This window comes from Paenibacillus cellulositrophicus (genome assembly GCF_009363095.1).
In the GTDB taxonomy this organism is placed as follows: Bacteria; Bacillota; Bacilli; order Paenibacillales; family Paenibacillaceae; genus Paenibacillus_AQ; species Paenibacillus_AQ favisporus.
The window spans coordinates 4,639,205-4,652,168 of record NZ_CP045295.1 but is presented as its reverse complement, the minus strand read 5'-3'; the positions used below and the strand labels follow the sequence as shown (position 1 = coordinate 4,652,168).

Genomic DNA, 12,964 nt, shown 5'->3' with positions numbered 1-12,964 from the left:
TTCAGTCCTCCCGCCTGAAAAGGGCTTAGACCAATGCTGCCGCCTGCTTAATGCGCTCGATTTGCCCCAAGTGGTTCTCCACGTGCCGGATAAATCCGTTGACCAGATCGGCGACGCTGACGGTTTGACCTCTAGGATTTACGCCGGTTTTCGTCAGGTCTTCGGGCGTAAGCCGCTGGAGCAGCAGCGTGTTATACGTGAGCAGCGCGTGGAAAGCATCGAGGATGTCCGGCGTGCCGCCTTGATTGGCATGCTGGCCGCTGACCCAGGCGTCCTGTTCGAACGCTGGCAGCTGCGCTGCCGTGCCCGCAAGAATGTCGCGGATGCGAAATGAGGTCACGATGCTGTGATCGGTCAGGTGCGAGAGGACCTCCTGCACGCTCCATACTTCCGGCGCCCGCTTCCAGGTCAGCTGCTCCTCGCTCAGACCTTCGATGGCTGCGAGCAGTTGACGGTGTGTGCCGCTGAATTTGTCAATTTGAACCTCGCTCATATGAACGCTCCTTCCAACTGATTAGGATACGGGTGATATTGGCGTGTCGGCGGGCGATGGATGAAACCGGGACAGGGAGAACGGCGCAATATTGTGCGGACTGCGGCCGTCCAAGATCAGGTCCGCCAGCAGGCTGCCGACCGCGCTCGAAAATTTAAAGCCATGCCCCGAAAATCCGCCCGCTGCCCACACTTGCGGGTGCTCTGGATGCCGGTCAATGATAAAGCCCTCGTCGGGCGACATTTCGTATTTACATACCACTCCCCGCTTCAACCGGCCCGAAGCTCCCGGCATGTAGGCATCCAAGGCGCGCCTCAAGTCGCCTTCGTCCTCGGGGAGCGAACCAAAGGGTGCCAGCTCCTCGCCCGGCTGCCAGGCATGCCCGGTGTCGTGCCGGCCGATTTTGAGCCCGGCCCCGCCGATGCTAGGAAAGCCGTAATAAGAGCCCTCCGGCGCATTCAGCGTAAACCCGGGGAACCGTCCGTTATCGAAAGCAGGGGTGTTCGTCTCGAACCAGCCCACCGTTTTGCGGACGGCTCGAACCGGAAGGTTAACGAACGGGGACAGCGTGCCGAACCAGGCGCCGGCGCTCAGAACCGCGAACGAGGCATGGTAAGTGCCTTCCTTTGTCGATACCGTGACCCCGTCCTGATGCGCTTCGATGCCCCGGACCTTTGCGTAAGTCAGCAGCTCTGCGCCTTTGGAGAGGGCCAGCTTGCGGTAAGCTCCGACGCAGCGCTCGCTGTGCAGATATCCGGCGGCCGGCTCATACATCGCCTCGAACGAATCCGGCACGCGCAGCTCGGGCCAGCGTCTGCGGATCTCCGCCGCATCCAGCCATTCGGGATGCAAACCATGCCGCTTGGCCAGTTCGATCCGTTCCCTGTAGGAATACAGGCCGCTGTCGGCGAGGTTCAGCACGCCGGACTGGACGAGCAGCTTCGTCTCGGTCAAGTCCTCGACTTCGTTCCAGAGTCGGTGCGCGCGGATCGCCATTTCCGTATAAACCGGATCGCCGCTGTAAGCGTGCCGGATCAGGCGCGGTTCCCCGTGGTGGCTCCCCTCCTGATGCGGCGGGTCAAACGCATCGATCAGCAGCGTCTTCACTCCGCGGCGGGCCAGGTAATACCCAGTGCTCATGCCGACCGAGCCCGCCCCTACGACAATGACGTCATACCATTTTCCCATGGCTATTTCGATGCACCCCCGTGGCCGAAATGCGCCAGGGCGTCTTCGGCTAACTGCGTAAAAAAGGCGATGCTGACCGGGAGCGCATTCTCATCCAGGTCAAAGGCGGGGTGATGCCATTCCTGCTTGCCGTTCGTCCCCATGAAGACGAACAACCCGGGAACGGCTTGCTGGTAGACGGCAAAATCTTCCCCGGCGGGCGATGGAACCGGGACGATCGCCCGATATCCCGCCGCCTCGGCCGCGGCTGTGCCAAGCTCGGCCAGAGCAGGGTCGTTGTCCACCGGCGGCGGCCCTTCAATCCAGCGGACCGCGGCCGTGGTGCCGAAGGCTTCTGCAACGCCCCGGACGACCTGCTCGAACCGCGCCAGCACCTGCTCGCGCACCTGTTGGTCAAACGTGCGGATCGTGCCTTCCAGGAGCGCCTGCTCCGGAATAACGTTCCACGCCGTTCCGCTGTGCAGCTTCGTGACGCTGATCACCGCGCTGCTCAGGGAGCTGATGTTGCGGCTCACCACCGACTGCAGCGCCGTAATGATATGCGAAGCCGTCACGATCGGGTCCAGCCCGGCCTCTGGAACGGCCGCATGCGAGCCCTTCCCGGCGACTTCGACGACGAAGCCGTCGGCCGCCGCCATCAGCGGCCCTTCCTTGATGCCGATCGTCCCAACGGGAAGATCGGGCTTGTTGTGCATGCCGAAGATGGCCTGCACTCCTTCCAGCGCTCCGCTCCCGATGACCTGCTTCGCGCCCTTCGCCTTCTCTTCGGCCGGCTGGAAGATCAGCCGGATCGTGCCGCGAAGCCTGTCTTCACGGGCTTTCAGCGCGTACGCCGTCCCGATCAGGGCGGCGGTATGAAAATCATGCCCGCAGGCATGCATTCTGCCTTCAATCTCGGACGCGAACGGCAGTCCCGTCTCTTCCTGAATCGGAAGCGCGTCGATGTCCGCGCGAATCGCGATGATCGGCCCGGGCTGCAGGCCGCCGACCTCGGCCACCACGCCGGTGGCCAGCGGAAGGTCCAGGATCCGGATGCCTGCTTCGCTCAGCCAGCCCCGGATCCGGCGCGTCGTTTCATGCTCCTCGCCGGACAGCTCCGGGAAGCGGTGCAGCTCCCGGCGGATTTCGATCAAGCGGTCCACCCCCGCGGCGGAGGGGATCCGTACAGCATCGCTTGGCATGTCGCCATCCTCCTTTTACTTGTGTCTATGGGTACTTAGGCGGATTCAACCCGAACCCTTCCCCGCTCATGGCCTCAAGCTTCCGCCGGCACCTCGGCCAGCGCTTCCGCCAACAGTTCAAACGAACGGAGACGCTTGTCGAAAGGCTGGATGTTGGTTGTGACGACGAACTCATCGATCCCCGACGCCTGTTGAAGCTCAAGCAGCTTCTCGCGGACGGTTTCCTTCGTGCCCTTCAGCACCGAAGGCTCCTGCTCCTCGACCGTATACGGCTCATTGGCCTGGCGGCCGAATTCCTCGGCCTGCTCCAGCGTACCGACCGTCAGCGTACGGCCGCTGGCGAGGTGAATCTTCACCAGCTTGTGGGATCCGGCCAGCTCGGCAGCTTCTTCCACGCTGTCCGCCACGACGACGGACAACGCTACGATGACCTGCGGCCGGGTTCCGTGCGAATCGTCAAATGCGTCCCGGTAGGCGCGGATGGCCGCCAGCGCGGTCGCTTCATCCCCGTTGATGAACAGGGAGAATACATAAGGCAGCCCCAAGCCGGCTGCGATCTCTGCGCTGCCTACGCTGGCGCCCAGCACGTACAGCTCAGGAGCCGTCTCCGGCAGCGGCGTGGCGCGCAGCCCGTGCAGCGGATGGTCCGCTTCCAGCCGGTTGTGGATGTACTTGCCCAGCTCCACGATTTTATCCGTCAGGGAAGCGGAATCCCCGGCTCCGCGCTGCAGCGCCTGTGTGCTCCGCGGCAGCCCGCCGGGCGCGCGGCCGATGCCGAGATCGACCCGGCCCGGCGCCAGGGACGCCAGCACGTTGAAGTTCTCCGCCACCTTATACGGGCTGTAATGCTGCAGCATCACGCCGCCCGATCCGATGCGGATCGTTTGGGTTTTGGCCAGCAGGTAAGAAATCAGCACCTCCGGCGAAGAGCCGGCCACATGATCGGAGTCATGATGCTCCGACACCCAGAACCGCCGGAACCCGAGCGCCTCGGATTTCTGGGCCAGCCGTATCGTATGCTCGAACGCCTCCGCTGAAGTCTCTCCGGGATAAACCGGGCTTTGATCCAGAACGCTAATCGTAATGCTCATATGGCTCTCCTCCTAAATGCTGTAGTTCAGTTCCGGCGTAATCCGCTTCAGAAACTGCTTGGTCCGTTCCTCGCGGGGATGGTTGAACAGCTGGGCCGGCGGCCCTTCCTCCACGATGACTCCCCCGTCCATGAACACGACGTGGTTCGCCACATCGCGGGCGAAGCCCATTTCATGCGTCACGACGATCATGGTGATGCCTTCCTTGGCAATTTTGCGGATGACCTCCAGCACTTCGCCGACGAGCTCGGGATCCAGCGCCGATGTCGGTTCGTCGAACAGGATGACCTCCGGTTCCAACGCCAGCGCCCGGGCGATGCCGACGCGCTGCTGCTGCCCGCCCGACAGCTGGCTCGGATAGGCGTCCAGCTTGCCCGCCAGCCCGACCTTCTCCAGGAGTGCCGCACTGCGTTTGCGCGCTTCGTCCTTCGGTATTTTTTTGACGATGACGAGTCCCTCCATCACGTTCTCGATCGCCGTCTTATGCTTGAACAGATTGTACTGCTGGAATACCATCGCCGTTTTTTGCCGGAGCGCGTGAATGTCCTTCTTTGCCGCATGCTCCGCGTTCATCCGGAAGTCGCCGATGGCAATCTCTCCGCCGCTCGGCTTCTCCAGGTAGTTCACGCACCGCAGCAGCGTCGTTTTGCCGGAGCCGCTCGGCCCCAGAATGACGACGACTTCCCCTTTGTTCACGGTCAAATCAATCGATTTCAGCACCGGGTTCCGGCCGAAAGACTTGGATATATTCGTGAGCTTGATCATGCCACTCCCCCCCGATTGTACAGATTGATGCGTTTCTCCAGCAGCGCCGTCAGCCTTTCGATCAGAAGCGTCAGCCCCCAGAAAATAGCCGCGGCTGCCAGGTACGCCTCAAAGAACTTCCAGTTGGTCGACGCCACAATTTGCGCTTTGGCGTTAATGTCCACGACGGATACGGTAAATGCGAGCGTCGAGCCATGCAGCATTCCGATCACCGAATTCGACAGGTTCGGCAGGCTGACGGCCAGCGCTTGAGGGAGGACAATGCGGCGCAGCGCCTGCGGCGTCGTCATGCCGATGGAATAGGCGGCCTCCAGCTGGCCGCGGTTCACGGCGAGCAGGCCGGAGCGAATCACCTCGGACATATAGGCCCCCGCCGTGATGGAGAAAGAGATGAAGGCAAAGCCGATCATCGGAATGGATGAGGATTTGAAGCCCAGGCCGAGAGCGGCGGATACCGCGTCAACGATGACCGGCAGCCCGAAATAAATGAGCAGCAGGTGCGTGAGCATCGGCGTACCGCGGATGAAGGTGACATAAGCCGTGGCGATCTGGCTGAGCACCGGGACTTTGTAGATGCGCACCACGGCTCCGATCAGCCCGATGATAAAACCGACCGTCACAGAGACGGCGGTAATGAGTAGGGTGGTTGGTATGGCGGACAGCAGGTGGACAAAGGCGGTCCAAATAAACGTAACGTCGATTTTCACAGCTCAGCGCCTCCTTTTTCCGTTCCGATCCCTGCGACTACGCGCCGGTAGGACCCTTTCTTGTGGATCCGGAAGCCGGTGCGTGCCGGTGTATCCGGAAGCTCATGCCGCATGAGGCGGACCTCCATAGCCTTGAGCACCTTCTCCAGCGTAAAGCTCACAACCAGGTAGATGAGCGCCAAAGCGATGTAGGACTCGATAAAATGCTGGGTGACCGAACCGAGCGTCTGCGCTTTTCCCGTCATCTCCATCACGCCGAGCGTGAAGGCCAGCGACGTATCTTTCAGCAGGGCGATCACCAGGTTCGAGAATACCGGGACGGCGATCGCCAGCGCCTGGGGCAGAACGATCCGGGTAAACGCCTGACGGCCTGTCATCCCCACGGCATAAGCCGCCTCAAGCTGCCCTCGGTCCACCGCCATGACCGACGCCCGGATCATCTCCGACATGAAGGCCCCGGTGTGAAGACCGTACGTCAGGATGACAAACACGAGCACAGGCGCTTTTGACATGTCGATTCCGATGAGCTTCAGGATCTCCGGCAGTCCGTAGTAGAACAGGAACAGCTGGATCAGAATCGGCGTACCCCGAAAGAACGAGACGTACACCTGGGAGAACGTGCGCAGCGCCGGTATCCGGTACAGCCGGGGAAGGGCGATCAGAAAACCGACAATCATTCCCACCACCAGCGAGCCTGCGACGATCAGCAAGGTGATGCCCAGCGTCGATGCCAGCTTCGGAAAAAAGCTGAACACAAATGAGAAATCGAACGGTGCACCCATATTACAACCTGCCCCCTTCCTGGTTTAATCCGGACTATTTATCCGCCGTAAAGTCGCTGCCAAGCCATTCCTTGCTCAGCTTGCCAAGCGTTCCGTCCTGCTTCAGCTCCTTGATCGCCCCGTCAACCGCATCGGCCAGCTTCTGTTCTTCCGGATCGTCCTTGCGGAAGACGAACAGAATGTCATGCTCAGACAAGTCGTCACCGGTGACTTTCAACTTGCCCTGCGGGTCGATCAGCGGCAGCGAGAAGTCCGCTCCGATCGTCGCGTCCACCCGTCCGGTCGTAATTTGATTCACAGTATCGTTGGCAGCGCCATTTTGATAGACAATTTGAATCGCATTATCATGTTCCTTGTTGTAGTTCTCAAGAATTTGGGCTTCCGCGCTTGTAGCGCCGGTTAACACCTTCTTGCCCTTCAAGTCGTCCAGCGAGTGGATCGAATCGTTGTCCTTGGCGACAATGATCTTGTTTCTCCAGTGGGCATACGGCTCTTTGTTAAAAAGATATTTTTCCGTACGCTCCGGGTTTTTCTCCATTTCATGCGCCACAAAATCGATCTTCTTCGTCTCCAGGCTGAGCAGCAGATTGGAAAATTCCTGCGTCTGGATATCGAACTCGTAGTCCGGCAGGCGCTTGTCGATCTCGCGCACCAGCTCTACGTCGAAGCCGGTCAGCTTTCCGTTCTCATCGATAAAGCAAATTTTCGGAAAGGCCGTGCCTGTGCCTACGACGATTTTTTTGACGGTTCCTCCTGCGGCATTCGCCGCCGTATCCGCGGACGTTTCCCCGCCCTTCGATCCGGATCCGCACCCGGCAATCACCCCTGCCAGCATGATCCCTGCAACGACTGCTAATGTTTTTCTCACGACCTCATCCCCTTTCATATGGCTCCATTTTTCCTTGATTGATAATTCCTATAGATTTAGTAAGGATTATGTTGTCACTAACTTTACCGCGATTTGCACAACGCGTCTAATAGAGTTTTTCTATCCGATCATGTAATTCATTAATGGGACGGACGACTGCTTCAACTCCAGCAGAAATTCAAGGATATCCGTGTTCTCGCCGGTGAGCGAAATGAGGTTGGTCTGCAGGGAGACGCCTGCCGTTTCGGTGATGTCCACGGGAACGAGGCTGCCCATCTCCTCCTCCTGCCTTGCGCAGAGGCCGGGAAGAAAGCAGATGCCCGCCCGCTCCAGGACAAGCTTCTTCGCCGTCTCGGAGTTGTCGACCTGATAGACGATGTTCGGCGGCTGATCCAGGCTTTCGAACACCCGGTGAATCCGCAGCCAGTCCAGGGAACCGCACTCGAAAAACACCAGCGTTTCGTGACGGATTTCCCGGATCGACGCCCGGCCGGCCGAGGCGAGACGGTGATCGGGATAGACATACAGGCGAATGGGGTCTTCGTAAAAAGGATAGGACTGGAACGCCGGGTTCATCATTTTGCGAACGAAGGCCAGGTCGAGCTCCCCCGCAGACAGCTTGGCGGTCAGCTCGTCGGTCGGCGCCGTGGTCAGCTTGAATTTGATTTCAGGAAAACGCCGGGTCAGTCCCATCAGCAGATGGGGCATCAAATAATTGGATACAGAGACGGTGCTGCCGATCCGCAGTTCGTTGGGCATGGCCCGTTTGGATTGGAGGTGATGCTTGCCCTTCTGGTAGGTCTGGAGAATTTGCTGGGCATAGGGGAGAAACTGCTTGCCTTTTTCCGTCAGATGGATCTGTTTGCCCAGGCGGTCGAACAGACGGCAATCGAGCTCGCGTTCGAGCGATTGAATGCGCGCGGTGACTGTGGGCTGTGACAGGAACAGGACATCCGCCGCCTTGTTGAAGCTGCCGTAATGGTTGATGTACACAAAAGCCTCAATGTTTTCGATGTTCACGGTAACACCCCCGAAGTTTTATCACTCACTATTCCAATGAATTTAGGTGGTTTTAAACCTGAAAAAGGGTATAAATTATCCTTATCTTAGGCAGTTGGCAAATTATTGTCAATCGTTTATTTTCGTAACAGGCTGTTCCTCCAGGGTGGGAAAAGGCCGAAGTGACAACTATTTTCGGGCACGAAGGGATGTACTCAGGTCTGCCTTAGCCGCTATGATGAAGCCTAAAAGCTTATAGATTTTTTTGATATCTGAATTAATTATTTTATTTTCCGATGCGAATAGTAGGTATTACCTGCTATACTTAGCTCACACCAAATCACCTGAATCCCTTCCAAAAGGAGTGAAAGCGATGAATCCAGAAGAATTGATCCTCCGGGACGCCAAGGATTCCGAACGCGAATTGATTGCCGAAGTGATGCTGGAATCCTATCAGCAGTATGCCTTTGATATGCCCCAGGAACGGTGGGAGCAGTACCGGGATTCCATCCGGAATTCCGTGTATGGAAATGCTCCCTATGCCCGAATCGTTGCCGAAATCGACGGCCGGATCGTCGGAAGCGTCCAGATGTTCCTCTCCTCGGAAGCCGCTTACGGCAATCCGGAGATGGGGATTCACTCGCCGATCATCCGCCTCCTGGCCGTTCATCCTTCCGCGAGAGGACGCGGTGTGGCCACCGCGCTCATCCGGGAAGCGGCACGCCGTGCGCTGGAGCTTGGAGCCACGACGCTGAATCTCCACACTTCCGATATGATGGCCTCGGCCGTGAAGCTGTATGAGAAGCTCGGGTTCCAGCGGCACTACGAGACCGATACGACTAATGGGGAGACGCTGGTCAAAGGATACCGGATCGACGTTCCCGGCTCCCTGCTGCTTCAGAACGCTGTGTAGCCCTCATCGCTTCCATACTTCCATAGAAAATACGAAAAGGCGGTCCGGCTGAAGCCGGAACCGCCCTTGCTGCTATATGCCATTCTAGTCTAACCGGATCATGCCACAGAACTGTCCAATGCCTCGCGCACCAAAGCAAGCAGATTGGCCTTCTCGGCTTCGGGAATCCATTCCGTCAGCCGGGCCGCCGCCACCGGCAGCCGCCAGACATCCACATCCGCTTGGCTGAGGCTCCCGCTTTCGATGTACTGCCGGGTATACTCCTTGACGAGCTCCTCCCTCATCCGGTCAAACTGCTTCACAGCTTCATCCAGCGTGCCGTCGGGCATGGTGCCCATTTGGAGCAGCACCAAGGTTCGGGCGACGTCTCCGGCCGGATTGCCGCGCATGCCCGTCATCCAGTCAATGACCCATTCCTTCTCCCCGAGAATGATGTTGTCCGGATGAAAATCCCCATGACACAGCTTCGATCCTTCCGGAAGCTGCATCAGATAGTCAACAATCCGCTCCTTCTCCTCTTCTGCCAAGGAAGGCGCATGCTGAATGCGGTTTTTCAGAACCGTCTTTTGCTCCGGCAGACCGTGAATGTCCCGGGCATGCAGCTCCAGATGAAGCCTCGCCATCCGGGCTGCTTCTTCGTGCAGGATGTCCGGATTAACGGAAATAGCCTGGAGCATGGTGATGCCGGATGCCAGCTCGTAGACGACCCCGAAGCGGGCGCCTTGCTCCATAAGCCGAACCGGCCGGGGTGTCGTCACTCCCGTGTTATACACCTTCAAGCTGATTTGATATTCCTCTTCCGCCATGCCGCGCGGCATGCCTTCCCGGTACAGCTTCAGCACCTGGCCTGGCTGATAGGACAGAACCTCCGCCGTTCTGCCGGCAGCGACCACCGGACTTCCCCCCATATGTACACAGCTCCTCTCTGCCGCCCTGCTCCCTTTCCCAAAACCGAAGAACATGGGCCGCTTGCAGGTCCATTGTACCTTATCCCCCGCAGATATGGATACGGGGATATTGCGCTGCGCCGTATTCGTTCTCCCGTCAGCAGCAGACATAAGAAAAACGTCTATCGACGTACTTTCAAAGAATAGAGGAAGTTTCTCTTGCGAGATCAGGAAGCTGAAGCTCCGAAACTTATACTTTCTGATCTCTTCAAAAAAGCCGCCAGGGCGGCAGTATGCTCTCCGCAGCCCGAGCGGCTTCCTTACATCCATCTTCTCCTTCATCCCATAAGGATGACGGGAAATCAGGTCAGGTTTATCCTTCCTTTAGACGTTCCACATTCACCGTCTGGGTGTCGGTAGGCCGGGTGCCGACCTGAACCGTGGCCACCCCGTTGTCGACATCCACCTTTTCGATCCATACCGGTACCCCTTCCAGGTTTACCGGAATGGTGTCCTTTGCCTGATAAATATCCAGCGCGCGCTGAGCGTCCATGATGGTTTCAGCCTCCTGTGTAATAGAATCATAAGCTATCATTGTGCGCAGAACCTAGCATTCTTCGCTAGAGACCTGCCGCTCTTCTGCATCTTTTACTTTGAAAATCTTAATTGCTTGTACATTTCAGCCTTCCTCGGGATCTCCCTCTTGCGCGGGACCGATCATGCCCGGCTCAACGACGATCGTGTCGGTCGTGCTCGCCCCAATGTAGCCGTTGTCGGCCGTAACGTTGCCACCACCCAGTCCCTCATTGACCATCCGGTCGATATCGAGCATATGGGTATCCAGCGATATATCCTCATCCGGCGAGGTTACGTTATGCCAGTTGACGTTGTCCGCATCGATATAATCCGAAGATTCGATTGTGTCTCTGGCCGCCTCGTAATTTTCGAGCGCTTCCAGCGTCAGCTCCTTGTCGTCGTCCGGGTCCTGTCTTCTGTCCTTCAACCTTGCTCCCTCCTCGCTGCAGCATGCATGTAGTCATGGGTTCAATATGCCCTGCAGGCAGCCAAACCATTCATTTTTTCCCTGGCCAAATCGGCGGCGGGCCTTATAGAAACGGGATATTTTCCCCATACTAGTAGGAAAAAGCGTTAAAGGAGCGATAACTATGCATACCGTCTGGAAGGGAGCGATCAGCTTCGGCCTGGTCCACGTCCCGGTGAAAATGTTCTCCGCTACGGAGGACAAAGATATTTCCATGAGGTACGTCCATAAAGAGTGCGGCAGCCCCCTCTCCTACGTCCGCAAATGCCCGGTCTGTGACGAGGAAGTGGACTGGGAAGAAATCGCAAAGGGCTATGAATACGAGAAAGGAAAGTTTGTTTTGTTTGAAAAAGAGGAGCTCGAGCAGATTACCGAGCAGGCCAACAAGGCGATTGCCATCCTCGACTTTGTCGATCTGTCCGAAATCGATCCGATCTACTTCCAGAAGACGTATTACCTCGCTCCGGATCAGGCCGGGGGTAACGCTTACCAGCTGCTGAAAGAGGCGATGCAGCAGAGCGGCAAGATCGGGATCGCCAAAATCTCCATCCGCTCCAAGAGCAGCCTCGCGGCGATCCGCGTGCTGGATGAGTGCCTTGCGATCGAAACGATGTTCTACCCGGATGAAATCCGCCCGGTCTCCCAAGTGCCGAACCTTCCGGAAAATATCCAGGTCAACGATAAGGAGCTTGGCATGGCGCAAATGCTGATCGAGCAGCTCTCCACACCGTTTGAGCCGAAAAAATACGGGGACGACTACCGCGAGCGCCTGCTCGATCTGATCGAGCACAAGGTGGCCGGCGAAGAGATCAAGATCGCTCCGGCGAAGCAGGAGACGAATGTTATCGACTTGATGGCCGCTCTGCAGGCCAGCATCGAAGCGGCCAAGCCTGTAGCGACCGACCCGGGTCCGGCCAAGAAGACCGCCAGGGGCAAAGCCAAAGCCAAACCTGCGGAACCTGCCGCCGCTGCCGGCGAAGGACCCAAACCAAAACGCCGCAAGACGGCCAAGAAAAACGAAACCGTCTCGTAACGGTTAGATCGGAGGATCATCGATGCCGCTTACCCCGATCGTCCCTTTCGAACCCGTCATGACGGACGTCCTCCCTTCCGGAGAGCAGTGGATCGCCCAGATCAAATGGGACGGTGTCCGGATGATCACCTATTACGACGGCGAGGAGGTCCAGCTTGTGAACCGCAAGGGGAATAACCGGACGCGCCAGTATCCAGAGCTGCTGGATATCGCTTCTTACTGCCGTGCCGATTCGGTCATTCTGGACGGCGAAATCATCGCCCTGGTAGACGGGGTGCCTTCCTTTCATCAGGTCATGAAACGGGACAGCCTCCGCGTAGAGCAGCAAATCAAAGCCCGCGTCCGGAAGGTGCCGATCGTCTATATGATCTTCGACATCCTGTATTATAACGGCGAATGGGTAACCGGTCGGCCGCTGCGCGAGCGGCAGCAGCTCCTGACGGAAACCGTGATCCCCAGCGGGCACGTCCAGCTTGTGCCGAGCTATACGGACATCCCGCTGCTGCATGACGTGTCGGTCCAGCACCGGCTTGAAGGCATCGTCGTCAAAGACCTTAACAGCGTCTATGCCCTGGGCGGCAAGGACAAGCGGTGGCAGAAGCGGAAGAACATCCAGGACGTGAACGCCGTGGTCGGCGGGGTGACGTTCCGGGACGGCATCGTGAATGCGCTGCTGCTCGGCCTGTACGCCGACGACGGGAGCCTGGTCTATATCGGCCATGCCGGAACGGGCAAGCTGAAGGTGGCCGACTGGCGCAGCATCACCGAGCGGGTCGCGGACATGGCGGTGAAGGACCGTCCCTTCGTCAACCAGCCGGAGCGGCAGAAAGGGGCGGTCTGGATCCGTCCCGGGTGGGTGGTCAAGGTGAATTTCCTGGAATGGACGCCCGGCGGCACCCTGCGCCAGCCCAGTATTCAGGCGTTTGTCGATGTTCCCCCCGCGGACTGCCGGCTGGATCCGTAGCTTCCAAAGGATCATGGCGAGTTCTTATGCCCGTGACGTTCCATCATGCAG

At 58.3% G+C, this 12,964-nt stretch carries 15 protein-coding genes; 3 read left to right on the top strand and 12 right to left on the bottom strand.

Features of this window, described 5'->3' with window-relative positions; genetic code table 11:
• Positions 1-25 precede the first annotated feature (25 nt).
• From GCU45_RS20990 to GCU45_RS20950, 9 genes are all read right to left on the bottom strand, one after another.
• Complete coding sequence (locus GCU45_RS20990) at positions 26-493, bottom strand: DinB family protein (RefSeq protein ID WP_152400276.1); 468 nt, start codon at positions 491-493, stop codon at positions 26-28.
• A 21-nt stretch (positions 494-514) separates the two neighbouring features.
• Positions 515-1,681: an N-methyl-L-tryptophan oxidase gene (solA, locus tag GCU45_RS20985; protein ID WP_152400274.1), complete on the bottom strand. Its 1,167-nt coding sequence runs from the start codon at positions 1,679-1,681 to the stop codon at positions 515-517.
• Between the two features lie 2 nt (positions 1,682-1,683).
• On the bottom strand, positions 1,684-2,862 hold the full coding sequence (locus GCU45_RS20980; protein WP_152400272.1) for a M20 peptidase aminoacylase family protein: 1,179 nt from the start codon (positions 2,860-2,862) through the stop codon (positions 1,684-1,686).
• 74 nt (positions 2,863-2,936) lie between these two features.
• On the bottom strand, positions 2,937-3,953 hold the full coding sequence (locus GCU45_RS20975; RefSeq protein ID WP_152400270.1) for an LLM class flavin-dependent oxidoreductase: 1,017 nt from the start codon (positions 3,951-3,953) through the stop codon (positions 2,937-2,939).
• Between the two features lie 12 nt (positions 3,954-3,965).
• Positions 3,966-4,718 carry an amino acid ABC transporter ATP-binding protein gene (locus GCU45_RS20970; protein WP_116231873.1) on the bottom strand — a complete coding sequence of 251 codons (753 nt, stop codon included), beginning with the start codon at positions 4,716-4,718 and terminating at the stop codon, positions 3,966-3,968.
• Positions 4,715-5,425: an amino acid ABC transporter permease gene (locus GCU45_RS20965; protein ID WP_152400269.1), complete on the bottom strand. Its 711-nt coding sequence runs from the start codon at positions 5,423-5,425 to the stop codon at positions 4,715-4,717. The genes GCU45_RS20970 and GCU45_RS20965 overlap by 4 nt, the downstream gene beginning before the upstream one ends.
• Positions 5,422-6,207: an amino acid ABC transporter permease gene (locus GCU45_RS20960; protein WP_152400267.1), complete on the bottom strand. Its 786-nt coding sequence runs from the start codon at positions 6,205-6,207 to the stop codon at positions 5,422-5,424. The genes GCU45_RS20965 and GCU45_RS20960 overlap by 4 nt, the downstream gene beginning before the upstream one ends.
• A gap of 34 nt (positions 6,208-6,241) precedes the next feature.
• Complete coding sequence (locus GCU45_RS20955) at positions 6,242-7,093, bottom strand: transporter substrate-binding domain-containing protein (RefSeq protein ID WP_425281209.1); 852 nt, start codon at positions 7,091-7,093, stop codon at positions 6,242-6,244.
• A gap of 102 nt (positions 7,094-7,195) precedes the next feature.
• A complete protein-coding gene (locus tag GCU45_RS20950; protein WP_152400263.1) occupies positions 7,196-8,095 on the bottom strand; it encodes a LysR family transcriptional regulator in 900 nt (299 codons plus the stop codon).
• A gap of 352 nt (positions 8,096-8,447) precedes the next feature.
• Here GCU45_RS20950 and GCU45_RS20945 point away from each other — a divergent pair, with 352 nt between their 5' ends.
• On the top strand, positions 8,448-8,987 hold the full coding sequence (locus tag GCU45_RS20945) for a GNAT family N-acetyltransferase (protein ID WP_105442066.1): 540 nt from the start codon (positions 8,448-8,450) through the stop codon (positions 8,985-8,987).
• A gap of 98 nt (positions 8,988-9,085) precedes the next feature.
• Here the strand turns inward: GCU45_RS20945 and GCU45_RS20940 are convergent, their stop codons facing one another.
• The 3 genes from GCU45_RS20940 to GCU45_RS20930 all read right to left on the bottom strand — a co-directional run bounded on the left by GCU45_RS20940 (position 9,086) and on the right by GCU45_RS20930 (position 10,877).
• A complete protein-coding gene (locus tag GCU45_RS20940; RefSeq protein WP_167527177.1) occupies positions 9,086-9,895 on the bottom strand; it encodes a phosphotransferase family protein in 810 nt (269 codons plus the stop codon).
• A gap of 352 nt (positions 9,896-10,247) precedes the next feature.
• The gene (locus GCU45_RS20935; RefSeq protein ID WP_094595213.1) at positions 10,248-10,427 is read right to left on the bottom strand and encodes an H-type small acid-soluble spore protein; all 180 of its coding nucleotides are present in this window, start codon (positions 10,425-10,427) and stop codon (positions 10,248-10,250) included.
• Positions 10,428-10,553: 126 nt separating this feature from the next.
• Entirely contained in the window at positions 10,554-10,877 is a 324-nt protein-coding gene (locus GCU45_RS20930) for a hypothetical protein (protein WP_152400260.1), read from the bottom strand.
• A gap of 163 nt (positions 10,878-11,040) precedes the next feature.
• Here GCU45_RS20930 and GCU45_RS20925 point away from each other — a divergent pair, with 163 nt between their 5' ends.
• Together GCU45_RS20925 and GCU45_RS20920 are read left to right on the top strand one after the other, a co-directional pair.
• Positions 11,041-11,949, top strand: coding sequence for a non-homologous end joining protein Ku (locus GCU45_RS20925; protein WP_152400258.1), 909 nt, complete (start codon positions 11,041-11,043; stop codon positions 11,947-11,949).
• A 22-nt stretch (positions 11,950-11,971) separates the two neighbouring features.
• Positions 11,972-12,913: an ATP-dependent DNA ligase gene (locus GCU45_RS20920; RefSeq protein WP_152400256.1), complete on the top strand. Its 942-nt coding sequence runs from the start codon at positions 11,972-11,974 to the stop codon at positions 12,911-12,913.
• Positions 12,914-12,964: the final 51 nt, after the last annotated feature.